21 protein-coding genes and 2 pseudogenes are annotated in these 26,508 nt (G+C 39.4%); 19 read left to right on the plus strand and 4 right to left on the minus strand.

Going from position 1 to position 26,508, the window contains the following annotated elements; translation table 11 throughout:
• Positions 1–122 precede the first annotated feature (122 nt).
• From M4S28_RS22575 to tssG, 7 genes are read left to right on the plus strand one after another with little or no spacing between them, the layout of a single operon-like run.
• Positions 123–2,114: a serine/threonine protein kinase gene (locus tag M4S28_RS22575; protein WP_102504241.1), complete on the plus strand. Its 1,992-nt coding sequence runs from the start codon at positions 123–125 to the stop codon at positions 2,112–2,114.
• Position 2,115: 1 nt separating this feature from the next.
• Complete coding sequence (tssA, locus tag M4S28_RS22580) at positions 2,116–3,690, plus strand: type VI secretion system protein TssA (RefSeq protein ID WP_249632935.1); 1,575 nt, start codon at positions 2,116–2,118, stop codon at positions 3,688–3,690.
• A 17-nt stretch (positions 3,691–3,707) separates the two neighbouring features.
• Complete coding sequence (tssB, locus tag M4S28_RS22585; protein ID WP_017064520.1) at positions 3,708–4,214, plus strand: type VI secretion system contractile sheath small subunit; 507 nt, start codon at positions 3,708–3,710, stop codon at positions 4,212–4,214.
• 8 nt (positions 4,215–4,222) lie between these two features.
• The gene (gene tssC / locus M4S28_RS22590; RefSeq protein ID WP_017062582.1) at positions 4,223–5,698 is read left to right on the plus strand and encodes a type VI secretion system contractile sheath large subunit; all 1,476 of its coding nucleotides are present in this window, start codon (positions 4,223–4,225) and stop codon (positions 5,696–5,698) included.
• A 60-nt stretch (positions 5,699–5,758) separates the two neighbouring features.
• Positions 5,759–6,169, plus strand: a complete 411-nt coding sequence (gene tssE / locus M4S28_RS22595) for a type VI secretion system baseplate subunit TssE (protein ID WP_017067543.1) — start codon at positions 5,759–5,761, stop codon at positions 6,167–6,169.
• A gap of 10 nt (positions 6,170–6,179) precedes the next feature.
• The gene (gene tssF / locus M4S28_RS22600) at positions 6,180–7,928 is read left to right on the plus strand and encodes a type VI secretion system baseplate subunit TssF (RefSeq protein WP_102533696.1); all 1,749 of its coding nucleotides are present in this window, start codon (positions 6,180–6,182) and stop codon (positions 7,926–7,928) included.
• Positions 7,925–8,923, plus strand: coding sequence for a type VI secretion system baseplate subunit TssG (gene tssG, locus M4S28_RS22605; RefSeq protein WP_029222545.1), 999 nt, complete (start codon positions 7,925–7,927; stop codon positions 8,921–8,923). Before tssF ends, tssG begins: the two co-directional genes overlap by 4 nt.
• Before the next feature lie 29 nt (positions 8,924–8,952).
• Here tssG and M4S28_RS22610 read toward each other — a convergent pair whose 3' ends face one another.
• The 3 genes and pseudogenes from M4S28_RS22610 to M4S28_RS22620 all read right to left on the minus strand — a co-directional run bounded on the left by M4S28_RS22610 (position 8,953) and on the right by M4S28_RS22620 (position 14,222).
• Complete coding sequence (locus M4S28_RS22610; protein WP_017062578.1) at positions 8,953–9,405, minus strand: Lrp/AsnC family transcriptional regulator; 453 nt, start codon at positions 9,403–9,405, stop codon at positions 8,953–8,955.
• 60 nt (positions 9,406–9,465) lie between these two features.
• Positions 9,466–12,858 (minus strand): annotated as a pseudogene (gene tssM, locus M4S28_RS22615) (type VI secretion system membrane subunit TssM).
• Positions 12,859–12,911: 53 nt separating this feature from the next.
• Positions 12,912–14,222 (minus strand): type VI secretion system ImpA family N-terminal domain-containing protein, encoded by a 1,311-nt coding sequence (locus M4S28_RS22620; RefSeq protein ID WP_017084360.1) that lies wholly within the window; start codon positions 14,220–14,222, stop codon positions 12,912–12,914.
• A 667-nt stretch (positions 14,223–14,889) separates the two neighbouring features.
• On the opposite strand from M4S28_RS22620, the gene M4S28_RS22625 reads away from it, so the two are divergent.
• From M4S28_RS22625 to M4S28_RS22670, 10 genes are all read left to right on the plus strand, one after another.
• The gene (locus tag M4S28_RS22625; protein WP_017078361.1) at positions 14,890–15,495 is read left to right on the plus strand and encodes a hypothetical protein; all 606 of its coding nucleotides are present in this window, start codon (positions 14,890–14,892) and stop codon (positions 15,493–15,495) included.
• Positions 15,496–15,504: 9 nt separating this feature from the next.
• Entirely contained in the window at positions 15,505–17,001 is a 1,497-nt protein-coding gene (gene tagH / locus M4S28_RS22630) for a type VI secretion system-associated FHA domain protein TagH (RefSeq protein ID WP_054543292.1), read from the plus strand.
• Positions 16,994–17,494, plus strand: a complete 501-nt coding sequence (gene tssJ / locus M4S28_RS22635) for a type VI secretion system lipoprotein TssJ (RefSeq protein WP_029222546.1) — start codon at positions 16,994–16,996, stop codon at positions 17,492–17,494. Before tagH ends, tssJ begins: the two co-directional genes overlap by 8 nt.
• A gap of 11 nt (positions 17,495–17,505) precedes the next feature.
• Positions 17,506–18,831, plus strand: a complete 1,326-nt coding sequence (gene tssK, locus M4S28_RS22640) for a type VI secretion system baseplate subunit TssK (protein WP_017062572.1) — start codon at positions 17,506–17,508, stop codon at positions 18,829–18,831.
• Positions 18,828–19,619 (plus strand): type IVB secretion system protein IcmH/DotU, encoded by a 792-nt coding sequence (gene icmH / locus M4S28_RS22645; protein WP_029224648.1) that lies wholly within the window; start codon positions 18,828–18,830, stop codon positions 19,617–19,619. Before tssK ends, icmH begins: the two co-directional genes overlap by 4 nt.
• Before the next feature lie 148 nt (positions 19,620–19,767).
• A complete protein-coding gene (locus tag M4S28_RS22650) occupies positions 19,768–21,225 on the plus strand; it encodes a DUF4150 domain-containing protein (RefSeq protein ID WP_076668627.1) in 1,458 nt (485 codons plus the stop codon).
• A gap of 11 nt (positions 21,226–21,236) precedes the next feature.
• Positions 21,237–23,393, plus strand: coding sequence for a hypothetical protein (locus tag M4S28_RS22655; RefSeq protein WP_249632936.1), 2,157 nt, complete (start codon positions 21,237–21,239; stop codon positions 23,391–23,393).
• Positions 23,386–24,144 (plus strand): hypothetical protein, encoded by a 759-nt coding sequence (locus tag M4S28_RS22660; protein WP_249632937.1) that lies wholly within the window; start codon positions 23,386–23,388, stop codon positions 24,142–24,144. Before M4S28_RS22655 ends, M4S28_RS22660 begins: the two co-directional genes overlap by 8 nt.
• Positions 24,145–24,176: 32 nt before the next feature.
• Positions 24,177–24,680: a hypothetical protein gene (locus M4S28_RS22665; protein WP_249632938.1), complete on the plus strand. Its 504-nt coding sequence runs from the start codon at positions 24,177–24,179 to the stop codon at positions 24,678–24,680.
• 111 nt (positions 24,681–24,791) lie between these two features.
• Positions 24,792–25,364: an imm11 family protein gene (locus M4S28_RS22670; RefSeq protein ID WP_249632939.1), complete on the plus strand. Its 573-nt coding sequence runs from the start codon at positions 24,792–24,794 to the stop codon at positions 25,362–25,364.
• 188 nt (positions 25,365–25,552) lie between these two features.
• On the opposite strand, the pseudogene M4S28_RS22675 reads toward M4S28_RS22670, so the two are convergent.
• Positions 25,553–25,810, minus strand: a pseudogene (locus tag M4S28_RS22675) (hypothetical protein); the annotation flags it as partial.
• Positions 25,811–25,846: 36 nt separating this feature from the next.
• Between M4S28_RS22675 and M4S28_RS22680 the strand changes: the two are divergent.
• Positions 25,847–26,089, plus strand: coding sequence for a hypothetical protein (locus M4S28_RS22680; protein WP_228011021.1), 243 nt, complete (start codon positions 25,847–25,849; stop codon positions 26,087–26,089).
• Positions 26,090–26,446: a hypothetical protein gene (locus M4S28_RS22685; protein ID WP_249632940.1), complete on the plus strand. Its 357-nt coding sequence runs from the start codon at positions 26,090–26,092 to the stop codon at positions 26,444–26,446. It begins immediately after the preceding gene.
• Positions 26,447–26,508 lie beyond the last annotated feature (62 nt).

Here is a 26,508-nt window from a genome sequence, read left to right on the forward strand (position 1 = left end):
TGTTTAGTAATAATAACTGAATTAATAGTCTTACCGATGGTTTTAAATACTGCTATTGAAAAGGGTATTAGACAGTAATTATTATCCAACATTAATTTATTTCGTTTGATAAAGAGTTTAGCGTGCCAGACAAGCAAGGGACAGCCAAAGGTTATCTAGATAAGTTGGTTGTGAAAGCGATCGAAAAGAAAAACCAGCAAGCTCAGAATATGGCTAATAGAAATAAGCCCAAATTAGAGTATGTGATTTTTTCCCAATTTGACGTGTTAGATACATTACCTTCAAAAAATGGCAAAACGACTATTTATCATTTGGCTAAGAAAGGAAACCCTGAAAAACAGGTTTGCTGCAAAGTTTTAAATGAAGGGTCATCTGAACTTGCGAATGAATTAATCATTAATGAAGCCAGTCGCCTTGAGATGTCTCAACATCCGAGCGTTGCAGATTTCATTAAAATAGGCAAAGAGTTCGATAGACCATACTTTATGTATCAGTGGATTCAGGGCGAATCTTTGGCCGAAAAAATGGCTCGTCATACTCCTAAAGGTTTTAGGCATGATCATATTGCGTGGCTGATATATCAATTGTCTGGTGCGCTTGAGTTTATGCACACGAGAGGTGTCTGCCATTTAGATATTAAACCTTCAAACATTCTTGTTACAGAGTCTGATTATGTAAAGTTAATCGATTTTGGTGCTGCTCGTTATGTTGGTGAATCTAATACTTATGCAGAAGCAAGCATGAGCTATGCGTCTCCTGCGTTTATAAAGTCTGGCGTGGCTCAACCTCAAGATGACGTCTATTCATTGGCGTTATTAACTGGGCATCTATTTCTTGGAGCTGCATTTGGCGATGCTTGGACAACTCAATTACAAGCAAAAAAACGACCAGGTTTAATCCCTAACCACGTATGGAAGTTAATTAGAGAGGTTGTCAACAACCCTCGACAGCACAGGTATACAGCGACTTCGTTTGCTCAGCAATTAGCCAAGATCGATACCCAAAAATTTGGTGCTGATGTTAGTGCTCCCTTATTTAGTAGTTTACGGAATGCTGATCTTGTTCTAACCAAACATCGAACTATTGACAGAATTCAAAGTGGTCGACTTCGATACTTAGAAGCGAGTTTGGTTCTGTGTGTCGTGATTATCACTAGCACATATTTATACAACCAAGGTCAGCCTGAATGGAAATCGATTGTTAAATCTACCAACAGTTCAAGTAGCCTTGTGAGCACGATTAAACCTGCACAAACCGCGTCTTTTTTAGCACAGTCTCCATGGGATATTGAATTCGCGTTGCAAGATATGGAAAAGGATGTCGTCTCGACAGCTCCTTACCGAGAAGCTTATGAAGTCCAACAGAGCAAATTAGCTAAGTTGTATAAAAACTATGAATCGGACTTGAATGAATATGAAGGGTCGGTCGATCAACTTCCTAAAACTCTGATGTCTATCCGGCATGATCTCGTTGTTTTGCGAGAAAAACTGAACAGTGACGGCTCTCTATTTCCTTATGCAGATAAAGCGCTGACGGACACGATGGCAAGTCTGAATAAGGCGACCATCAATTCGCAAAATATTGCCACCTTTGGTGGGGATCAAGAACAGCGTTTAGTCGAACTCATCTTAGACGGAAAATCAGATGTTGCAGACAGTGATATTGAAACTGCTTGGAAAGTAAACCAGTCAAGAGCCTATTTTTATAGTCATGTATTACCGCGAAAAGTACTCAGCGGTATAGATTCCTCGATAGAGAAAAATGCAAAACAGCATTACTACACCAAGGCAATTCTTGAGGCAGAAGCTGCGCAATCATTTTTTGGCAACACGCCAAAATTGAAAGCTAAAGTAAGAGCCCTAAAAGTAGCAAGAAGCGAATTTATTTTGTTCAGTACTGTAACTGAACAATCAGTATTTGGTCGACAGAAACTGCACGACTCGTTAGCTGATCTAGAGACTAATGCCCCTAAGAAATTCAGCGAAATAACGGAAATTCTTAATAGTATGGCAAGTGATTCTATAGACAAAAGTCATCAACTATCTAAACCAGCGCGAGGTGCTATAGCTATCGAGCGAGCAATTAGAAATTACAATTCTGAAAGCAGAGGTTAACTTGAGTCTGATCGATACTGGAACGCTATTAGCACCAATATCTGAACACTCACCAACTGGTGAGGATGCTAGGTACGAGTTTTGCTATGAAATGATGGAAGCCGAAGTGAAAAAATTTGGTTCATTATTTGGCGAGACTGTCGACTGGCATATTGTAAAAGTCCATTCAATAGAGGTGTTAAGTCAACATAGTAAGGATCTTAAAGCGCTTTGTTATCTGATTCGCTCTTTGGTGGAGGATAAAGGCGTGATAGGGCTTGAGGAAGGATTATCTTTGCTCAATGACTCAATCAGTCGTTTTGGTCATGACCTATACCCGAAACGTAAAAGAGGTAGAGATGGGGCTGTTGAGTGGCTGAATCATCAATTCAAACTCGTCGCGACTAAATTGTCTACAGAATCTCTTGATTGGGAAGTTCTATCTCGATGTATCACATTAACTGAAGGTATTCAGCGTCAGTTTGACGAGATATTTCAAGACTCTGATGTGGACTTTTTCGAATTAAAAAGTCATTTGAATCAACTAAGGCTGAACGCATCTTTAAATGAAGAAACCTTGGTTGAAGGCAGTGTGGCTGATTCAGATCCGCTCATTGATGTTGTTGCACTGTCCGAGAAAACTATCGTTCCAGAAAGCCACGAAACTGACAGTCCTACGACGCAAGCCACATCTAATCAGAAACGAAGTAAACCTCGAGAGCACAGCACTGTAGACGTAGATACAGACTTTTCATCTCCGACTGCATCAAAGCGTACGTTAAAAAAAGTGTCTGAAATAATGGTGCATTCAAATCCGACTGAACCTTTGGGATATCGGATTTACCGTCACCTGACATGGGCCGATGTTGATGGTCTACCAGACCACCAAGACAATGTAACGCCTCTTAGCCTTGCTGTGTCATCAGACCAGCAGGCGGAATATAGAGATAAAGCAAATCAAGAAAGTGATATCGATACGATCAAGCGTCTAGAGCGAACACTTACTGATGCGCCATTTTGGCTGACTGGGCATTATTTCGTTTATGCAATGTTAGACAATCTTGGGTATGACGAAGCTGCGTTGGCTGTAAAGCAAGAAACAAAGAGATTTGTCGATTCTTTTGAGGGAATTGAGAACCTCTCTTTCAAAAATTCTATTCCATTTGCGGATGAAGCAACAATTACTTGGTTGTCTACAGGTAATACTTGTCCTTCGGGTAAATCATCAATAATTCAAACTATTGTTGTAGCTGAAGATGATCTATCTGAGATGGAGGATATTACCCTAGGTGACTTGGGTAAATATGTGGCTGAACTGTCAAATAAACTCGAGTTGGATAACTCCGGTCGTGGACAATTCATGTTGCACTTAAAGTTAGTGAAAGCCTACCAAAGTGTTGGTTTATACCCTTTGTGCTTGCCTTACTTGGAACAAAGTTGGGCGGTGGCTAAGGAACTAAATCTATCAATTTGGGAACCCCATTTGTTCTTTTCTTTAGAAAATCTAATTCAAAAAACTCTAAAGGAACTATATCGAACTAAGGATTTTTTACCTGTGAGATATAGCGAATGGGAAACAATTTATGACCAGCAATAAACTAGAAAGGACTAATTATGTCACGTGATGGCTCGGTGGCTCCGAAAGAGCGAATTAATATACGTTATGTTCCAGCAACAGGCGATGCGTCTGATGATGTTGAACTGCCCCTAAGTATGATGGTTGTCGGTGACTTCACTGCTCGTGCAGATGAAACACCGATCGAAGAGCGTAATCCTATTAATATCGATAAAGATAATTTTAACGAAGTATTAGAAGGTTACGCTCCGAATATCAAAGCGAATGTCGAAAACCGTCTTTCTGATGAAGAAGGCGCGCAAATTGGCGTTGATATTACATTCAAAAATATGAAGGACTTTACTCCAGAGTCAATTGCGAAGAGCGTTCCTGAACTGAATGGCCTATTAGAACTTCGTGAAGCCTTGGTTGCATTGAAAGGCCCTCTAGGGAATGTACCTGCTTTCCGTAAGAAGATTGCAGCAGTTCTTCAAGACGAAGAAGCAAGAAAGAAACTTTTGGATGAACTAAGCATTGGTGCAGACCAAGGCGAAAAAGCAGAGTAAGGAAGATCATGTCGGCAGAAGCACAAGCACCAGAACAAGAAGCAGCTCTAGTTGAGTCAGGCTCTCTTCTGGATAGCATTCTAAATGAGACTCGCCTTAAACCCAGTGATGAAGGTTTTGACGTTGCAAAGCGTGGCGTTGAAGCATTTATTGGTGAGTTATTAAGCAGCTCAACAGTAGAAAAAGTAGACCAGTCTTTAGTTGATTTGATGATCTCTGAGATTGATCAAAAGTTGTCTAAACAGGTTGATGCAATTCTACACAACGAAGAAGTTCAAGCGATTGAATCAACATGGCGTGGTCTTAAATATCTTGTTGATCACACGGACTTCCGTGAAAACATTCAAATCGAACTTATTTCGGCTAAGAAAGATGAAGTCCTAGATGATTTTGAAGATGCTCCTGAAGTAGTAAAATCAGGTTTATATAAGCAGATTTATACTCGCGAATACGGTCAATTTGGTGGTAAGCCGGTAGGTGCCGTTATTTGTGATTACCAACTGTCTGCATCTTCGCCTGATATTAAATTAATGGAATATATGGGTAATGTAGGTGCTATGTCTCATGCACCATTTATTACTTCTGCATCTTCTCAATTCTTTGGTTTAGATTCTTATGAAGAATTACCAAACTTAAAAGACTTAAAGTCGGTATTTGAAGGTCCTCAGTATACTAAGTGGCGCGGATTCCGTGAGCACGAAGACGCACGTTATGTGGGTCTGTGTACATCACGCTTTATGCTACGTACGCCATACTCAGTTGAAGACAACCCAATTAAGGCGTTTGACTACGACGAAATGGTTACGGACAGCCATGACAATTATCTTTGGGGCAACTCAGCTTATGCTATGGCTTCAAAGATCAGTGAGTCGTTTGCAAAATATCGCTGGTGTCCAAACATTATTGGTCCGCAAAGTGGTGGTGCGGTAACTGATTTACCGGTTTATAACTTTGAAGCGATGGGTCAGATCGAAACTAAGATCCCAACCGAAATTCTGGTTTCTGACCGCCGTGAGTATGAACTTGCAGAAGAAGGCTTTATGGCTTTAACAATGCGTAAAGGCTCTGATAACGCAGCGTTCTTCTCGGCAAACTCAGTTCAAAAACCAAAAGTGTTTGCGAATACACCAGAAGGCAAGCAAGCTGAGATGAACTACAAGTTGGGTACTCAGCTACCTTACATGTTCATTATTAACCGCTTAGCTCATTACATTAAGGTACTTCAACGTGAGCAAATCGGTTCTTGGAAAGAGCGTACCGATTTAGAAGTTGAGCTTAATAAATGGATCCGTCAATACGTATCTGACCAAGAGAACCCGCCAGCAGAAGTTCGTGGTCGTCGACCGTTACGAGCGGCTAAAGTCGAAGTGTCTGACGTTGAGGGTGACCCAGGTTGGTATAAAGTATCAATGTCTGTCCGTCCTCACTTCAAGTACATGGGTGCGAGCTTTGACTTATCTTTGGTTGGTAAGCTAGACCAATAATAAGTTTGGAAATAAATAAGCGGCCAGGTTCACTGGCTGCTTTTTTTCTTAGAGTGTTATATGGAAAAAGGTTACCGATTATTAGAACGAATTGAACTTGGTGAGCCGAAAAACTGTTATGAAAAAGTGGTTTCACATAGGCATTTAATTGAATCCATTCATCTGCACCTTGCTGATTTGCTTAATACTCATGCGGGTAATGCAATGATCGATGGGGAATATGGCTTACCTGATTTCAATGATGTTCTATCGAACAACACCAATTTAGTTCGTCACATCCAAAAGAACATCACTTCCACAATAGAAAGCTTCGAACCTCGGCTACGAAGCGTTGAAGTGCATTACCGAGAAAATCACAACAATCCTCTTCAATTAGGCTTTGGCATATGCGGAGAAGTCTTACACAACGGTGGAAAAGTTCCGATGTCTATCGATGTCTATATGGGAACTGACGGCCAATTTAACGTTTAGTAGGTGCCCATTGAGTAACAGTAAATACTTTCAAGATGAACTCACATATCTACGAGAATCCGGCAGCGAATTTGCCAAGTACAATCCAAAACTGACCAACTTTTTATCTGAAGGAACATTCGATCCTGATGTAGAACGTCTTCTTGAAGGTTTTGCGTTTCTTACAGGCCGTATTAGAGAAAAAATTGATGACGAACTCCCAGAGCTCACTCAGTCGTTAATGACGCTGTTGTGGCCACATTACATGCGCTCGATTCCTTCGTTATGCATTAGCGAACTAACGCCACACTCGGGAAGTGTCACTGAAAAAACAGTGGTCAAGCGTGGGGCTGAGATGGCTAGTGAACAAGTGGAAGGTACGCAATGTTTATTCAGAACCTGTTATGACGTAGAGCTGTTCCCCTTAAAAATCACAAGCATTGAGCAAAGCAACAGTCGAACAAGCTCATCCGTTGATGTGACACTTGCGACTGAACATGGGCTAGAGTTATCTCGTATCGGGTTAGATAAATTAAGGTTTCATTTACATGGTGAGATCCATATAACTAGAATTCTTTTCTTATGGATATTTAGATACTTAGACTACGTCGAGTTAGACGTAGGCGGTGGGTATAAGCGTAAACTTGGACCTGAATTTGTAAAACCGGTTGGGTACCAAGACGACGAAGCGATACTGCCATATAGCGACAATTCATTTGCAGGTTATCGTTTGTTACAAGAATATTTTTCTTTGCCAGACAAATTTATGTTTTTTGATATTACGGGTCTCGATTGGTTAAAAGGGATACCACAAAGAAGCACTGTGAACCTTAAATTCCATTTTAAGAGAGCATTACCTGCCGAAGTTGTCCTGAAAGATAAGCACTTAAGGCTACATTGTACGCCAGCTGTGAACCTATTCGAAAAAGATGGCGATCCAATTCGGCTTGAACATCGCCGCAACGAGTATAAAGTTCGGCCACAGAGTGACAACCAGGATCACTACGAAGTTTATTCAATAAACCAAGTAGAAAGTTGGAGCAAAAATGAAAGGCGACGAAAACCTCTTATTGAATTTGAGTCCTTTGAACACCAAATAAATCAAAGAGATAAACGTGATTTCTACAAGTCAAAAGTTTCAGAGCGAGTGAGTGGAAGAGGGCTTGAGCGTTATATATCTTTTCATACCCACAATGGGGATATTGCAGACCTAGGAACCGAAACGGTTTTGATGAAGTTATTGTGCAGTAATGCAGATTTGTCTGAAAGATTGTCTGTGGGAGATATCATATATACCACACATAAATCTCCAACTTACGCCACGTTTAGTAATATTACTAAACCTACGCAATCTGTTAGCCCGCAAGTGAATGGCGAACTCCAATGGCAACTGATTGCTAATATGTCATTGAATTATCTATCGCTCTCTAATATTGATGTACTCAAGGTTTTACTGTCTACATATGACTTCCATTCTAGAGTAGATAGGCAGGCTCATAGGGCTTCGTTGCACAGGCTTGACGGAATTATCTCATCTGAAATGAAACCTATCGATAGAGTGTTTAGAGGAGTGTCCGTTCGTGGCAATCAATTTAAGCTTAAGATGAACTCTAGTTTCTTTGTAAACGAAGGGGACATGTTTTTGATGGCAAATGTATTGAATGAATTTATACGCTTATATTCAAGTGTTAATTCATTTACAGAGTTAGAAGTCTACGATGAACGCAGTGGCGAAAGCTACCAATGGGCAAGTTTAACTGGACAGCAAACAATCTTATGATTGATGAATTATCAGATAAAATAAACGAATTTAGCTTTTTTCAAGCAGTTTTGTTGTTAGAGAAGCATTACCAACTATTACCGGGTAGTGATTTTGTCGCGGTTGGTGAAAATAAGTATTTTTATCAAGAGAGAATTGCGTTTAGTGTTTCGCCAAACCTCTGTTTCCCCAAAAGTGATATGGAATTCATCAGTCATATGGAAAGGTCTGGTGAGCACTATTCAAGAATTGAAACTAACTTCTTAGGATTACACGGTTCAAGTTCACCTTTGCCTGCTAACTATACAGAAAAATTAGTAGGTAGAGATGATGATGATAATCCAGTTAGAGATTTCTTTGATTTCTTTCATAACAGATATACGAGCTTAATCTATCGTGTGTGGAAAAAGTACCGTTATCATGTCCAGTATCAAAGCGATGCAACGGATGACTTTTCTGGGCGCATGCTGCATCTAGCTGGGTTGTCTAATGTTATTCAAGAGTCAGATACCATAGGCCTTGATCGTGCTAAGATTTTGTCTTATGTCAATCAGCTATCTACCCGGACGCGCTCTCCGAAACTGATTTCTGGCATTGTCGCGCACTATTTTTCATTACCAAGTGTTCGAATCGAAGAGTGGGTCTTTCGAAGAGTAAAAATTGCCGAATGCCAAAGGAATCAATTAAATAGAACGAATTGTATTTTGGGTTCGAATTTACATTTAGGTAAGAGTATCCCAGACCTAAATGGTAAGTTTAATCTCTGTATCGATAACATCGATTTCGAGACGTTCCGAAAGTTCTCCTATGGAGGAGATTTCCATAAAACTTTAGTGGGTTTGATGCGTTTTATTCTTCGTGACCCTATGTCTTGGGATTTAAAACTAACTGTTGATTTAGACTCAGTTCCAAAGAATCAACTAGGTCAAGGTGATGGGACGAGTTTGGGACAAACTTTTTGGTTGGGTCAAGCAGGTACGAAAGATGCGAAGATTAGATTAATTGGAGGCATTTAAAAAAGCCGCTCATAAGAGCGGCTTTATTTTTAACGACTGATTGGTTGGTGTAGCACTACTGTTGTATTGAGAGAGCGAATGCCATTGAACGACTCTATCTCATTACATAAATGGTGTATTGATTGCAGGTCAGGTGCTTCAATCAAAGAAATAATGTCGTAGGTACCACCAACAATGCTTGTAAGTCTGACTTCAGGTAGTTCTTTTAACGCATTACTTACATCATTTTTCTTACCTTTTTCACAAGAAATCAGCAAATAACTTGCCGCTTTTCTCCCGTCATTTTCTACTCTTATTTGTGCCGTATACCCTTTGATAATACCGGTTTTTTCAAGTCTGTTGATACGTTCAGCGACTGCTGTTCGCGACAAGCCGATGTTGCGAGAAAGGTTAGCAATCGATTCTCGCCCATTGGAGAGTAGATTCGATAGAATTTTACGATCTAGTTTGTCTAAGCCTTGTAAACTAATGTTGGACATCATGTGTTCTGCCTTTTCTGAATTATTATTGTATTTGTATTTGTATTTGTATTTGTATTTTCACTATATAGCTTCGGGTAGAGTGAAGTTATACAGCTCCGCTAACGTAAACGGGTTTTTCTGAGTCAAAGGAGTAATTCGTAAGCTCAGATCTCTGCCTGATACTTTAATATCACTTACGAAGCTGCCGTTATGGGTATTTGTTAGCGTTGAGTCACCAAATAACCGATAGATAGCCCATTGACCATTCTTGCTCAGTACGTGCTGTTTACCTTCGTCTGTTACGTCTTGAATCGTAATACTGATATTGAAATCTCCGTTTTGAGGAGGCCACTCAAGTTCACGAATTCTACTTGGACCATGGTAATAGTTGATATTTGAGTCCGCTATTTTCAAGCTTGCTCTTATTGCACTCGAATCCAGATCAAGTACTTTCGCACTGAATGGAAGGTACAAGCGGTTTGTACTCTTGTTAATTAACGTATCTCTGATGACATTGTAATTTCTTAACTGAACAAGCAACTCTGGCGAGAGTGGCATAATTTCGCCTTCTACCTGTTTCGGTGTCCATAGATTTGTGTCATAAAAAGGAGCGAAATTCTTATCGATAAATGCATCTAGCAATCCCCCCGAAGCAAATAGTAGCTCAAAGTCTTCAATCGAAATTTCCTCAGTTGCACTTAGGTCAAAAGGGTACCTTCCTAAACCTAACTCTTTGAACTTGGTATAGATCTCACTATACCAAAGAGTCTGGATTCCTTTTGATGATTCAGAAATCATCACAGACCAGCTCTGGTTAACTACGTCTAAAAGCCAACTTCTGACGGGTTCAGGAGATTTTTGCGCTATCTGTTTTAAGCGGATTAGAGGATCTGCCTCCGTACTACTCATTCGGTGTTGCGCTGCAGTTAACGCTGCCATTTGAGGATCTGGTGCGTCAGCTATATCCTTCATATAAGTACGAACTCTGCTAAGTGCAGTTATCGTTTCATCCCATGGTGTAGGGGAGTTAGGGGTTTCGTTAATTTGTAATTGATTCAGGATATGGAAAGCTTGTTCAACTCTTTTCATCAACAAGTAGTCAGGTTTAACAAATTCTTCAGCGAGTTCTGGTACTGCATTTACTGCACCAGCAAGTTTAGGGTTAACCTGGGCCATTAATGCATTCTGTTGTCCGATCGGGGAAAACTGAGTGTTTGTATAAACTTGTTTTAGAACGGTTGTCATAGGAGAAGAGGGACCAGAGATTAGATCTATGGCATTGGTTATCTCCGCTATATTGTTGTAACGCTTTACTTTTAGTTCGCTTAAAGCATTTCGCCAATAACTGATGTAGTCATCCGTATATTTTTTTCTTACTTGTTTCTTGAAGGTCTCTTGTTCTTTGTCTGTTGGGATTACGTGGTTTGACAACCCCAATACCCAGTTGTCAGTGATGACTTTTTGCGACATTAAATCGACACGAGGGCGGTAAAACGTGCTGAAGCCGGTCGACGTATAAACTTTATCGATTTCTAATCGTCGGGGATCCAAGTTGTCGTTGAAAACATTATTAAAGTCGAAACCCACTGCTCTTTGTAAATTCAGAGTACCCAAATCAATGTCGCCTGCTTGCTGTAATAAGCTAACGTAAACTAGGTCGACGTTTGAACTAGAGAGCAGTGATCGCCTTGTCGCACGAACCATATTCATGTTGATCGGTACAGGTTCAAAATTCGTTCGGAAATACGCGTCTAAATACTTCATGACCGTTGTAATCGTTTCTGGTTGATCGTTGAGTTTTTGTAGTGTTGACAGTGTTTGTTGACGAAGAAATTTTATCTCGCGCTTGGTAGGATCATTCAACATCAAGTAACCTTTGAGTAAAGGTAGTGCACTATTAATGTTGTCTTGGTTTTGTGTTAGTTGCAAACGATAACCTTGCTCAATTACGGGCATTAAGTGGTTTCTAATTTGCATTATGAGGGCGTTGTAAGCGATTTTTGTACTTTCATCGAGACGACTTACATTCATGTTCACCAGTTCATTGTCTAACGCTTGTGAGCCACTAAGCCATGCTTGATAAGATGGTTGTACAGTTTGGATCGCACTTGAAAGAGAGTTTGCAAAAGAATTGCCTTTTGGGGAGGACGATTGTGAATCATCGATACCAATAAGCTGACTAATCACTCTCAGATTGTCATCTAAAGTCGTTGAAAATAGGTAAGCACCACTACCTAGTAAAATTATGGAAGCGGTAACGGCTAGACGGCTCTGTCTCTGGATCATCCTAAGGTAAGTCTTGTTTTCACCTGCGAAATCAGATTCAGGCAGGATCTGAGAGTCCATTAGGAAACGCGTAAAATAGGGCGTTTCTGTTAACTGAGTATGTTCCGACGCAATGATCGGCAAGTTAAAGTAGTTGCTGCAACTCTTAGCTAATAGATTGTATTTTCTACCACCTTGGATATTCGATATAAAAAACACTTCACGGATATCAAGAGAATAAGACCCAGTATTGAGTTCTGAAAGTCGTTCTATTACAGAAGCAATTTCAGACTGGCACAATTCGAATTGTTTAGGGAATGCTAATATGGCTTGCTTCTCGTTAACGTCATTAGAGTGAGACGACGAATCTAACGCATTGCTCTCCATTACTTTTACTAAATTACGGAAGCTATCATGTTAGTACTCAACAAATACACCTTTAGCTTCCTTTAATGGAATTGATAGAAACTCAACCGATGTCTTTAGGGAACTAAAGTGTATGTATTCTTTGAATCCTTCTAACTTGTCGAGCTTAGACATCATTAAATACAAAGGGATCGCAGAGGAAGTTTTTTCACTTACCGATTCTAGTCTATGGTTAAGCGCGGTTAAGGTGTAATCGATTTGCTCGGTCTCAGAGACAATTAGAAATTCAAAATCGATAAAAAACAAACAACCAGAAAATGGCTTTCTAGGTTTATGTTTAATGACCTCATTTACAAATGCATCCCATAAAGCACTATCGTTACTAGAAACCTCTTGAAACAATAGCCGTTGATCCGGTTTGATATAAACTGCAGAGTCAGACTCATACCATTCGAAAAAATCATTCTTAGCGGTACGCGTTTGATCCATTGGCTTGATAGCACTGGAATTAAGTAAAAACTGAGTTCTACCCGCGTACTTATTACCAATCATCAGGTAGATAGGCTTTTTGTTTGATTTTGCCAAAAGAGGGCGAATGACCATAGCTAGCGCTTCTTCTTCTGTTTCAAGTTTAAGCGCTTTGTTGTTGCTTTTTTTCTTAAGCCATAAAGTGATCTGGAACAACGAATAAAAAAGTGTTACCGCACCTAATGCGATCCAAAGGTAAAACTTGTCTGTTATATCTAGCCAGAGGATATAAATAGCAGCGATTGTAGCCGCAAGAAAGAGGAAAATGGCTGTCGATATAACAACAGGGTTCCTCATTATTTTGTGTTTTAACATAAGCCTATTTCGTTGTTTTAAGTGTGTGATCTGATTCAATGCTATTTTTAGTGCTACGGTTGCATTGCTTTAAGCTCAGATTCCAAAGTTTTTATTTTGTACAAATAAATGTTGAGTATCCGAAGAGATTTCTGAAGTTCTTTTTGTTGTTTTTCTTTCTCTGCATACTCAATGCGACCGATCAAAGGAAAAAGGGAGTTGCTGTATTCGTAAGCTTGCGCTGTTTTTTGACTTTCACTTCCTCTTACCACATTTGCAAATACGGTTCTTGCATCAGAGAAACGTCGGTGAAGTTGCATGTAATCTGAATCTAACTTTTCTTGTTGGCTGGCGAATTCTTGACGTAAACGTAAAACAGATGATGAGTCTGGGTAGAGTTTTGTTAGGTCAATGGTCAATTTATCAAGGGCATCAATCTCATACACTTTTACAGGGTTAGTCGCCCAATCTTTCATTAGGTTGTCTAATTGGTTTACGACATTAGGTCTCACATCGTCTGAAATTGAAGCATATTCATATTTTAACGAGTGTGCTATTTCGCTTAACTGAGGAATGCTTGATGTAACTACTTTCCTGGTGAGCACTTTCAATTGGTACTGTTCATAAAGGAAATGAGAGGACAGAGCCAGTACAAGAAATCCAGCTAATAAATAGATTACTAAATAGTTCGACGTTGATTTTTCATCTATTTTGAGAGTCTCAGTTGGCTTGCTGTTAGACACATCAATTTTAATCGCGGCTGACTGAGTAATAGGCGGTACCTTTCTCTTCTCTTGTTCCGCGCGCCTTGTTTGACTTGCTGCTTCGAGGAGCTTCGCTTCATTTTCTTTATGCTCATCTGCCCATTGCTTTAAGATCCGGCGAACTCCACCTAGTGAAGGTGCTTTTATTCCATAATGGAGCCTAAGTTCCTCTTCAATTCTCAAACATAAACGGTGGCAAGTTTCGATCACCAGAATGTCGTCGGAGCTAGTCTTAATGTTCTTAATCCGTTTTTCAGTGTGCTCGACCATCCAATCAATCGCTCCGATCCTAGCGTTTGATTTACTGACTTCAGGATATGCGGTGAACCAATAAACGACACACAGATCTAAGACAGAGCTAAGTCCTTCGGCTAAACCTTTTAAACCATCATTATGTGTTGCTGCGACGGTAAAGTAGCAACTACATCGAAAGTCTTTGCTATTTTTGGAGAGTATTGCTTTAGATAAAGACTGAACTTTTTTCCAAGAAACTCTACCTGTAACCTTATTCAAGTTATTAATCTGACGTTTTATCTCAGTGAAATCATCTAACGCGTTTGGGTTGGTTCCGCTAGGTTTTTCTTCATCAATAGGTCGCCTTGTGAAATCCGAGGAAAACATAATTTTGATATCCAACTGTATATATAATGAAATCGAAAAGTAGCATTGACTAATAAAGTCGCTCTTACGTTTTTATATTTTTATATTTTTTAGCGATTCTATAGTCAAACAGGATAATTTGAATGTTAAAAGATTTGAAAAGTTCTTAAATTAAATAATATGTGACACTGTTCACAGTAAGGCTGGGGCTAGATACTTTGTCTTGTTAGCTTTTATAAAAAATCAGTGACTGACATCTCATTTATAGCGTCAATGACGAAAAATGTTATGCATGCTAATATTGATATTACTGGTCATTTGTTGATCGATAATTGATGGGGTCAATCGTTTATGGTTATATTACTTGGTGCTAAATTAGTGAAATTTATTTAGGTTACAATATGGTATAAATAAAGGTGAATAAATAGGCATTCTTGAATTTTTAATTTGGGAAATGCTAATTCTATATGATGTTTAGCATTCGATGGCGTTCGAATTATTGATAGTTTTGATTTTATAATTAGATTAAACCGGTAAATGTGCGTAATGCACGTTCTTGTAGATATATCGCTTTTTTTGCTAGTTATAATGTCGTAATTAGAGGGTGAGAGAGTCTCCTTATTGTAAAAGACATAATACTTGCTATCTTGCGCATCTAGTTAATATATGGATGAACTCAGAGGGAAGCATGCGAAACCTAAGTAAAATCGGTCTAATATCCACAATGTGCCTTTTTTCGTCCATCGCAATCGCGAAGGGTGAAAGATATGGTGGTTCAGTAAATATGCTGAGCATAGACACTATAGAATATGATGAAGGGCCGAGTGGACAAGTAGATGCTCTACGTTACGGGTTCGTCCATACACGTCCAATTGATGAAAGTAACAACCGATGGCGTTGGTGGTTAGGGTTCAATTATTTAGCAGAAGATGATATCGAAGCTCCCAAGAATGGTGTGTATAACGAGGTCACCAATTACGAATTTCGTATTGTCCCTCAGTATGCTTTAGGAAGTTGGTCGGTGTTTACACCTTACATAGGAGCAGGTTTGTCTTTAGGTTACTCACAATACTCTAACCGTTGGAAAGTTGATGACCAAGGTTTTAGGTATGGCGAGCAACTTGAAGATATCGACCAATTTGAAGCCGGCGCTGTGGTCACTCTAGGGAGCGTGATCAAATTAGGCAGCAATCCAGACGCCCACTTACAAATTATTCCCCAAGCTTCATACATCTTACCTTTTTATAACGAAGGGTTAGGTGGTGTTGAGTTTAGTGTTTCTCTTCTGTTCTAAAGGCTATTCATGCGAATTAATCAATTGGTTTTGGTGATCTCAAAGTGCCCAGAAGAATACGTTGGATCTAAGAGCATAGAAATGCCTGAAGAAGGTGGTTCTATCGGTCGTGAAGCTGGATGTACAGTTTCATTGACTGATCATAATCGTTTTATATCAGGTACACATTGCCTTTTAAGCATATATGGAGATACCTATTACATTAGCGATATCAGCACCAATGGAACGTTGGTTAATGGGAATAAAATCCTGAAGAATCAACCTGTCTCATTGTGTGACGGTGATAGAGTGTCTTTAGGTCAATATGAAGTGAGTATTTCTATTGAGTTGGTAACGACTTCATATGACATCGCTTCAGAAATCGCGCCAGAAAGAGACTCTACAGATCCTTTGATGAATTTGGAAGAATCCGTTGTTGAGGAAGAAGCAGAGACAGGCGCGCTTGAAGATCTCTTCATGGAAACGAAACCTGATGGAGTAGATACTCATGATCCCGTCGAGCACTTAAAATTCTCAATGCAGAGAGATGATGATTATTTGGTCCGAGACGAAAGTAACGAAAAAAATCTTATGAAGTCATCGATAGAACCACAAAGGCAAGTTGTTGATGACAGTTTAAGCATCCATTCTGAGTTCGACCTCCCTAGTCTGATTCCTGAAGATTGGATGGGGATGGAAGAAGAACAGCAGGCGAACCTGAATGCTCAAGACATCGCTGATGATCAAACTAAGATACCGAACCGTTTAAAACCAACAAACATTGAAGGTACCGATTTTAAGTCAGATACGCTTACCGGCAGTTCAGATGTTCCCAAGCGTAAACCGACAAAAGTACCGCCTGTTACTATTATCCCTAATTCCGCAAATATACAAAGCCACAAGTGGGAAGAGGTGACACAAGAGTTTGTCCCTCATACCGAACCACAAGAGCAGCCTGTTGAAAGTGAGAGTAGAACTCAGAGTAATACCGCATTGAGTGAAACTTCTTACGAACATGAAAATGTAACACATGCATTCTTTGAAGGACTGGGTGTTGATTTAGAGTCTGACACGAAACATGACGCTTTATTTTTTAAACAAATGGGCGCTTGTTTGCGATTGTGTATCGATAATTTGTACAAAGATTTACAGAGTGTTGAAGAGCTTACTGACGAAAGCTCCTTTGCTCACAATGATCTTAGCCTAACTACATTGATGTTAACGCTAAATAGTCAAAATCTATTGGCTCCAAATGAGCTAATTGAACAGATACTGGATGAACTTAGCGAGCACGATACCTTATATGCGAAGGCAATTAACGATTTGGTATTGGAGCAACTAAAAGCGAATGATCCTCAGCAGTTTGCAAACACTTTAAGCCAGGAAACGCGCTTCCTTAGTAAGTCAAAGCTATGGCAAAAGTACAGCGAACATTATGAGCAGAATACTCGACAATTCAATGAGTCGACATTTAAAGCGTTGATGAAAGACAGATACAGTAAGGTTGCAAAAGCTGATCATGCGTAAACTTATAATCCCCATTACCTTGTTTCTATTATCAGGTTGCTCTATGTGGGAGCAATTTAAAGAATCATCTGGAATTACACCAGAAACATCTTCAATTGAACTCGTGATAGAAGCGTCAGAACTTCTCAATGTACGAGAGCAGGGACAATCTTCGCCGGTTATTCTGAGAGTTCATGAACTCACTTCACCTGTTTTATTTCGTAGTTTGGATTTCTTTGCTCTATTCGAAAATGATAAAGCATCCTTAGGTGATGAGTATATTAAACGATATGAATACCAACTGCAGCCGGGCGATGAGCTACATGAGATTTTAGAGTTAGATCCAACGACGCGTGCATTAGGTTTTTCTGTGGCATTCAGAGATATTGATGGCTCGTCTTGGCGGAAGGTTGAAGTGATCGAAGAAAAAAGTGAGTACTTTCTGAGATTAAAAGTAGAGGGTAGTGAATTATCTTCGAACAATACTCGCGGTATTGAACAGACGTATTTTTAAGGAACTGACGAATGTCTTTATATAACCCAGTTGTTTGGCAAGATGGTATGTTCATGAAGCCTCAACACTTTCAGCAACTAGATAGGTCTCAAGGCAAGTTATCTAACATGCTTAGCTCTAATAGCTCTCCCTTACACTGGGGAGTGAAAAAAATTGAGATTAACACTGAGCTACTGGCACTTGGCAAAATCGGGATCACACGAGCAGAAGGTATCTTACAAGACCGTACTCCATTTGATTTACCGCTTCTTGCTGAGCTTCCAGAAGTAAGAGATGTTGACCCTTCTATTGCGGATAAAGTGGTGTATTTATGCTGTCCACTGCCATCAGAACGATCTGAACTCTTTGGCGGAAATGGAGACGGTGCTCGCTATAACATGGAAACCCAAGAAGCCGTAGATGCATGTTATGAATCAGAAGATATGGCAAGTATTGTGGTGGGTAAGCTTAACTTTTTCTTAATGTACGATCATGAAGATAAGAGCGCATATACATCAATTCCCATTTTGAAAATTTCGGAAGTGAAGCCAGACGGAAGCATCATTCTGGATGACAACTATATTCCGACGTGCATTGATATTCACGCATCTACAGTTTTGAGCAAGTTCGCGACGGAATTCGCGTCAATGCTTAAACACAGAGCCGAATCGATTGTTCAGCGTTTAGGTGTGGTTGACCAGCAGGGCGTATCGTCTGTTGCTGATTTTATGTTGTTACAAGCCTTGAATCGTTATGAGCCGTTGTTCTGGCATTTTGCAAGTGTGGAAGGCGTTCACCCAGAGTCATTTTATCGGATCCTGTTACAAGCGGAAGGTGAATTATCTACACTGTGTTCCGCATCTCGTAGACCACAAGAGTTTACAAAATACAACCATAGCCAACTGACCGATTGTTTATCTCGTACGCTTGATAGCGCGAAAATGACATTAAGTGTTATGTCAGAACAACGTGCAATACCTTTAACATTGAGAGAGCAAAGCTATGGAATTCGAACTGCAGCAATTCCAGACAGTAAAATTGTCGAATCTACGACGTTTATTCTTGCTGTTAAAGCAGACGTACCACTTGATATTCTGCATACGCAGTTTGTAAGCCAAACCAAGATTGGTTCGATCGACAATATTCGCGATTTGATCAACTTACAATTGCCGGGTATTGAAATGAAACCAATGCCAGTGGTACCTAGAGCGTTGCCTTATCATGCCGGCTATACCTATTTTGAGCTCGATAAAGCAAGTGACGAATGGAATGCATTGAATAACACCGCAGCAATCGCAGTCCATATTGCTGGCGACTTCGCGAACTTATCACTACAGCTTTGGGCTGTACGTTTATGAGTTACGCCGAAAACGACGTCACCGTAGTACTATTTCAACCAGAACCAGGCAAACCAATGGAGGTTATGCCTGCACCTGATTTATCTAGAAATATTGCGGTAAGAGACCTAAACGTGGAGAGCATGGGTGTTAACCCGTTGGTCGATCAGTTTACTTGGTTAATAGCCAGTCTCTCATGTATGTCTTCGATTCCTTGGTTGGACGATCCTGGTCCTTTTAGAGAACAAGTTGCACGAGAAATTCGTAAAGGTGAACGAAAGCTCAATGAAATGGAGTTGGATCGGGCATCAATATTGGTTATACGCTATTGCTTATGTGCAGCAATAGATGAGTCTGTGTGTAGGCAAGAGTGGGGGGCAAACAGCCATTGGAGTACAAACAGCTTATTGTCGGAGTTCCATAACGAGACATCTGGCGGCGATAAGTTTTTTACTATTTTAGAGCGCTTGAAAGCTGATCCACGAAAATACAGACACGTTATCGAATTCCTTTATTTATTGCTTCAACTTGGGTTCAAAGGCAAGTACGGCCGAGAAGAGCGCGGTAACGAAAAACTTTCAGACATAGGAAACACAATTTATCGCTTAGTCCGAGACGAGCGTTTAGCCGAACAGGAAAAAGTAACGTTAGTTAACTTAAAGGCGAAGTATTTAAAAAAACCGCTCAAACGGGTTATTTCCCCTAAGTTAATTCTTGGCGTCAGTACTGTGATCTTTGGTGTTATGTATGCCGCGACCTACTTGGTCATTGACCTGAAATTTCAGCAGCTACTGGATGTTTATCAATAACATTAGATTTAATTGTGAGATCTTCTGTCCGTTTTTAAAAATAGACTCGAAGTAACAGTCTCATCCTTCATTTTCACTACGTACTTAGAGAGATTGCAGCAAGCAATCTCTTTTATCATACATCTATTGGAATTTAATTGGATTTACTATGGGCGTAACAGTTTGTGCGAATGGACTCAGCGTAGTTCATCAAGGCTCAGGAGGAGAAGCGAACGCAACACTCCCTGATGTTTGTTTAACAACAGTCGGCAAACCTGTTGTTCCTATCCCTTATGGTAACAATGCAAAGTCCGCCGATTTAGCGGGCGGCACCACGACCGTCTCTATGGATGGCGGTAACAGCATTGCTATAAAAGGCAGTAAATTCAGCGCTAGTACTGGCGATGCCGGTGGTGATAAAAAGGGTGTAGCCTCAGGTACTATTGAAGCCGAGGCCGAATTCATATCAGCTTCTCCTACCGTTAAGTTCGAAGGTATCGGTGTATGCCGCCTTTCTGACCAGATGACTATGAATAAAGCCAACACCATGTGTCTTGGCGGCGCGCAAAACCCTTCGGTTTCAGTAACTGAAGATCAAGAAGGGACGTATACGTTGGATATAGAGTGCAAGTATCCAAACGGTATGCCTTATTCTAATGCGCCATTTTCTTTAGTCGAGCCTTCTGGATCTGTCATCGGGAGTGGGGCTTTGGATTCTAGCGGAAAAGCAACGGTTGGTGGGCTAGCTTTAAAAGAATGCAAGCTGGTACTCTGCGAAACTCCAGACTCTTATACTCCAAACCAATCTTTAGCTGAAAGTGTAGTGACGGAAACATATCCTGACCCAAATGATTTTTGCACGTTTGTAGCGGGTCGTCGATCACCATTTTGGGAGGACCGTGTCGGGGTTGCCAATGATTGGGGCATCTTGATGTCTCCATCCTTCAGTGATGATGACTTTAGAGATATCGTATTAGAACAAAGTCGTATTCTGACTCCTTACGCGATCAGTCAAAACCACTCTAAAGATTTTTCTGATGCTTATGTCTCGGCACTTTATCACATTCAAACTGATAGCACTTCGCTTGATAAGTATGAACCCTTAATTGAACTACTGTTAGAACAAGTACACGAAAATGGCGACATATTGAGGGTCCTATATCAAGCTGATGTGTTTGAACCTCCTTATGAGCTACTTGCAAAACTTCGCCTTTTGGGGGCAGGAAATACCGTGAGGTATTTGCAGTTAGTCTTGTGGACGTTGATAAACAATCAAATCTGTTCATACATCGATGAGCTTAATAATGAAATCATCGATCGTTTGGATTTCATACAAAACCAGGCTTCAGCGAGATCGTTGAGTTCAGTTGAAGAGGGAGTTGAAGGTTATAAAAAAGCACTTAACCATTTCAAACAGGCATTACCTGACGTAGTTAGCCAAATTTTCTCGAACAAAAATGACACTCTAATTTCTATATCTGCGATGGCCGTTGGAAGCATCGTTAACATCACAGGTCAATCAGGGTTTACAACTAACCTTGGTAGAGTTAATGCCGTGGTTTACACGAAATCAAACAACTTGAACCGCCCATCGTTTGTCATTTTTGACGATAACTTTTCAGACTAGGATAGTAAATCATGGATGCAGTTTTTCCGATAGCGCAACGAGAAGGCGATGCTTACCATACGCTTAGTGATTTTACTAAGTTGTTTGATCAAGCTAAGAGCGGTCGTTATTTAATAGGGCAAGGCTATGGTTGGCATAGTGGGGTTCATTTAACATCAAAAATGCTACCTTGGGGTAAGGGCCTCAGACCTATTCAAGCGATGCTTGATGGTAAAATTGTAGCGTTTCGCATATATCCGGACTACCAAGTAGCGACCTATCAAGATCAAGAATTTAAATACAGCAATAACTTAGTACTTATTGAGCATGAGGCTGTAAACCCGAAAGAAAGTGAAGAAGCCTTTAAATTCTATTCACTTTATATGCACCTTGCGCCACCTTCAGATATTGGCGCCAATTCATCTATAACCACGCGTTACCGTTTACAAGAAGCGAGAAATGTACGCACTTTCAAACATAGTGATGTACCTACTAATTCTGGTGAAAAAAAACAGTCGATGTCTAAAGGAACAACACTTGAATACTTATATGCCGAAGAGAAGGAAACCCACCCATACCAGATCGGTAAAAATACTTACAAAATGATAAAGTGCCGTGTCGTAGAGAATGGCGAGTCACCAAGTGGCGGAGAAAAAGCAATGTTAAACAAGATTGTTTGGTTTGCTTCGGGTCTCAATAGTGACTTTGACATTTTGGAAGATTCCTCTGCTGTCCTATCAGAACCAGTTTCAGAACCTAAGTGGATGTCGGACAACGCGGCAATGATTAGGGACGGTAGTGTGGTTTCTTTACTCCCGATCTTATTGAGAGAGGGGATAAAGGTTTCAGCTGGGGAAGATATCGGCTACATGGGAGCGCACGAATACAGCAACGATGCAATAGGAACTAAGAAAGACGATAATCGTGTACATATCGAGATGTTCTCTTTTGAAGAGCCGCCCGAATTTTTCAAAAAACAGATTTCTCCCAAAAATGCGGAAGAAAATCCACTGGTCGTTGTCGATGGATCCGATAGTAGTGGTGCCGTTGATATGAGTAATTCGTTTATTCAGCAGTTACTTGAATCTGTGACAGAAGATCAAGTAACGGATTTTTCCGCGTTCACTGCCCGTGATGCCAAAGTATACTTAGATGGTAAGCGTAAACACTTTGAGCGATTTATAGTGAAACATCCTACAGATTGGCATACAGAATCGTCACAAAGTCTTTATGAGTCAATCCATCAGACCGCAAAGGAAGCTCTAGATATTAAGTGCTCGGCCGGTTTTGTGACTGAAGAAGACTACCGTAACTCCCCATGGCGCGATCAAGTGATGGATAGCTTTGATCTTTTCTCGCAATTCGAACTGGAAAGAGCAGATAAGTTCTCATGGATGCAGGATTTACAAGGTGATTTGCAACTAAGCGGTGACAAGAGTCTTTGGCATTATTGGCCTTTTGTAGGAAATCACACCCAAAGTAAATGTTTCTGTAATCGTGATATTTCCAAGAGTTTTTTACTTGAAGTCTTAGGTGGAAAAGAAACTATTTTTGAGAACTCTCATTATGACAGCATGAGAAATGTTTCTTTAGATGAGTTATTAAATAGCTTGAATGACATGTTTAGGAAGTATGAAATCGATGATTGTTTGAATAAAATCCACTTTCTGTCTCAAGCATTTCAAGAAAGTGACTTTTTCAAAACGACGGAAGAGTACTATTATAACGGGAAATATCCAGAGAAATGGAATAAGTACAGAGGTGGTGCATTTTATCATGGACGTGGTTTGTTACAGATAACACATATAGAAAACTATGCTAAATACTTTGGTGTGAATACTAAAGATCTTACAAAAGAAATGGTAGAAAGTGTTGCTAAAGATTTACACACAGCAGTGGATTCTTCAGGATGGTTTTGGGTAAAAGGTAGTGCTTGGGGAGATATTCGTCCATTCGCTAGCAAGAATGATCTATTTCGTGTAACGATCTCAGTAAATGGTGGTTACAATCATTTGTTAGAGAGAAAAAATAACTTATTAAAACTTTCAAAGTTGATTAATTGCAATACGATCTCTGATAACTATGACTTTAGTAAGTTTTATCTTAAAGATAGTTCAATGATCAATAAAAATTACTATAAAAGAAGTAAGAGTTTACATCACAAACTGGAGTTAATGATAAATGAATAAAATGATTACATTTAGTTTAATCTTTTTATCAACATACTCTTTTGCGGAAAGCAGTATTACGCAAGAGCAAAAATTCACAGAGGAAGAGGGACCTTTTTGTCACTATTCTCTAAAAGCAAATGGAATTTCATATGGTTTTAGCTTTTTTGACTCATGTGGCACAAGCGATTTAATTAAGTTGAATGAAGAGCTTTATTTGGTTGACTTGACTAACGGTAATATAAATAGTGAAGCATACTTTATTTTTGATATAGAAAAAAAAGAAGATCCAAAAGAAATTGCTAGTTTGAACCTTAGTTATGACATTTACGATTATGGTTTTGATATTATCGAACATACTTTATTGGACACAGATAATGGTAAAATAATAAAAAACGCTAATAATAACTATGCTGGCGTATTGTCTTACATTTTTCAGAAAAATAATTTTAATATGAACGTACCTAAAGATAGGATTTTATATTGGAATAGAAATGAAGAAAATAATTATTGTTCTTCCACAATAGTTTTTTCTGCTAATTATGACGAACACAGGCGAGATGTTTGCTGGAATAGTTTTTCATCAAGATATGAATATGTTCAGATTATTGAAGGTAGAGTGAATTTAAGGATAAAGGGAGAGTTTGATGGAAAGCAGTTTAAGTTTGATAATAATGGTGAAGAACTGACGATTAATCCATATGATGGAAAGTATAGTACTAACAAAACTAACGCAGAATTCCCGGATGAAGACTATTTTAATATAAAGTGAATGTACAATTTTAATTTTTGAATGCAGTTAAAATGCTAAGGTTTAATGTAATTTATAAATTAATTCGAGTGGTCTGGCTTTTATTTATTGTGTCGTTTTCAACTTTTGTAATTGCAAGCTGCAACCAAAACTCTGTCATATTCACATGTGATTTAGAAAATAAAGTTGGCAGTTTGAAAGCTTGCTTTAATCAAGCCGAGAATTCGATGTACTTTGTTGTTGACGAAAATGGGTTGAAAACAGTTTATGCCCCACGACAAGGGAAGAGTTTAGATAACTATAAATGGATAGATATTTCTCTTGAAGAACCAGAATTCATTCCTTTGAAATTTGAAGTCAATGAAAACAAGAATGCGTACTTTTCATTGACTAGAGGTGGTGGACGGTTGATTGTCGTTGCGAACTCCGTTGAGATGATTGAAGACGAAGATGCTGTAGAGTACTTCTGCGAAATGGGAACTGAAACAGCTCTGGATCCTAATGTTAGATTAAAGATAAAGCACGTAAAGCCCAATGAGTTTGAGTATTGGGATTAAGCTCACGGATATTTTATATCAGTGAAATAAGCGCCTTTCGTTGCTTCTTAATTTAAGACTAAAGTTAATGTGTAAATAAATCGAGTACAATATTTCCTGATGGTAAGTAGCATGAGCTATAACAATGAATACTATGTAATGACTCCAAACTTTGACATGGAAGGATTTAAAGTAATCCCAACAGAATCAACAGCTTTGAGACGGTTTCATTATCGAGAACAGATTTACGGTCAGCCAGCTCTGCGTTTTAATAGTAAAGGTAACAAGATTATTGAAAAAACAATGCCTATGTTGTTTTGCACTCCAAGTGTCATAATATCTGAATCATTAAAAGAAATAATTGATGACAATATTTACGGCGGGAGTTTATATCCCGCAATAATAAACAACGAAGATGATAACTACTTTTTAGTTAACATCTATGAAGAGTTAGACTGTTGGGATAGAAGTAAATCAAATTATGAACAAGAGGATCCTGATGAAGACCCCCACGTTATTAAGTATCATTTGGACGTTGAAGTTCTAGATAAAATAAAAGAGTCAGACCGGTTGATATTTAAAATGGGAGGGGATGACTTATCTCCTTTTATTGTTCATGATAAAATAAAAAGAAAAATAGAAAAAAAAGTACCTTACGTAAATTTCTTTTCGTTAGAAACATATCAACTTGGCGACGAGTATTAATTCTTAATTCGAGAATAATCTTTTATTCATATATTTAGAGAGCGCCCGAGGCGCTTTTCATCTAGTTTGTGTTGCAATTTTTGAGTTAATCGAACAAAACGCCTCCTGATGTTAGCTTAACGCCAACCTGTAGACCTGTTGGTCCTATCCATTATGGTAGCAACCAGTAACAGTGAGCACCCAAATACTTATTCTCGACGCTTAAGAACAACGCCCATTTTCTCGCCGAATGCGAGGGTTAGGTACATGAATATCTGATCATCATCATCGACGGCCCATGATTTGCCAGATACCAAGCTACCCGTTTGTGGTAACTCGCGATTTAAATAAGCTTCTAGTGCTTCTTTGTTGGTGTAATTCAGCTCGGTTAACGAGAAGGTGATCTTTGAGTCAACTCGTCCTTGAACTCGGATATTGCTGGTTACACTTGTTTGAAAGGGGCTGCGGAACATAGACTGGCAAATAAAATGAACTATTACCATATGGAATGGAAGTTTATAGAAGATGAGGTGTCATTTTCTACAGAAGAAATTAGGTATCGTATTCATGCTATCTATAATGATTATTGGTTTATGAATGTCTTTTCTCGTTATCCAGTTTTAAATATCAGTGAGTCCGAGGCGGGGGATTTTAATGAAGATTATGAAGCTTATGAAAGAGTAAAAACATTGTTTGAATCAAATGGGTTTACGGGCGCTGCTTTTAATGAAGTGGAGGTGGTGTAAATGAACTGGAAAAAACAAACATACTTAGGGGCCGAGCTGCTCTCACATAATCTAAAAGTAGATAACTTGCTTAAAAATCCAGACCTTCTTTTCGACTTTACAATATACCCAGGGCTATATGTAAGTGTTGATTTGGACCTAGATGAAGTATTTGAGTCACACCACGCAATGGTAAGTGTCACATCAAAGGAAAATTATGGGTATGAATTCATTCAGGCTGTACCGAAAGCACAGCTATCGGATGGCACTTCTCACATGACATATGATGAAAGTGGATTGTATTTATCTGAAGCTCTAGTCAATGCGTTAATTAACTGTAAACCAGTAACTGTGATGCATAGACAGTTGAGCTTGTGACCTATTTTATTCAGGTAATTCAAATACAAAAGCGCCGAAAGACGCTTTTCATTTAATACTAG

Origin of the sequence: Vibrio sp. J383, from assembly GCF_023503985.1 — a bacterium.
GTDB lineage: Bacteria > Pseudomonadota > Gammaproteobacteria > Enterobacterales > Vibrionaceae > Vibrio > Vibrio splendidus.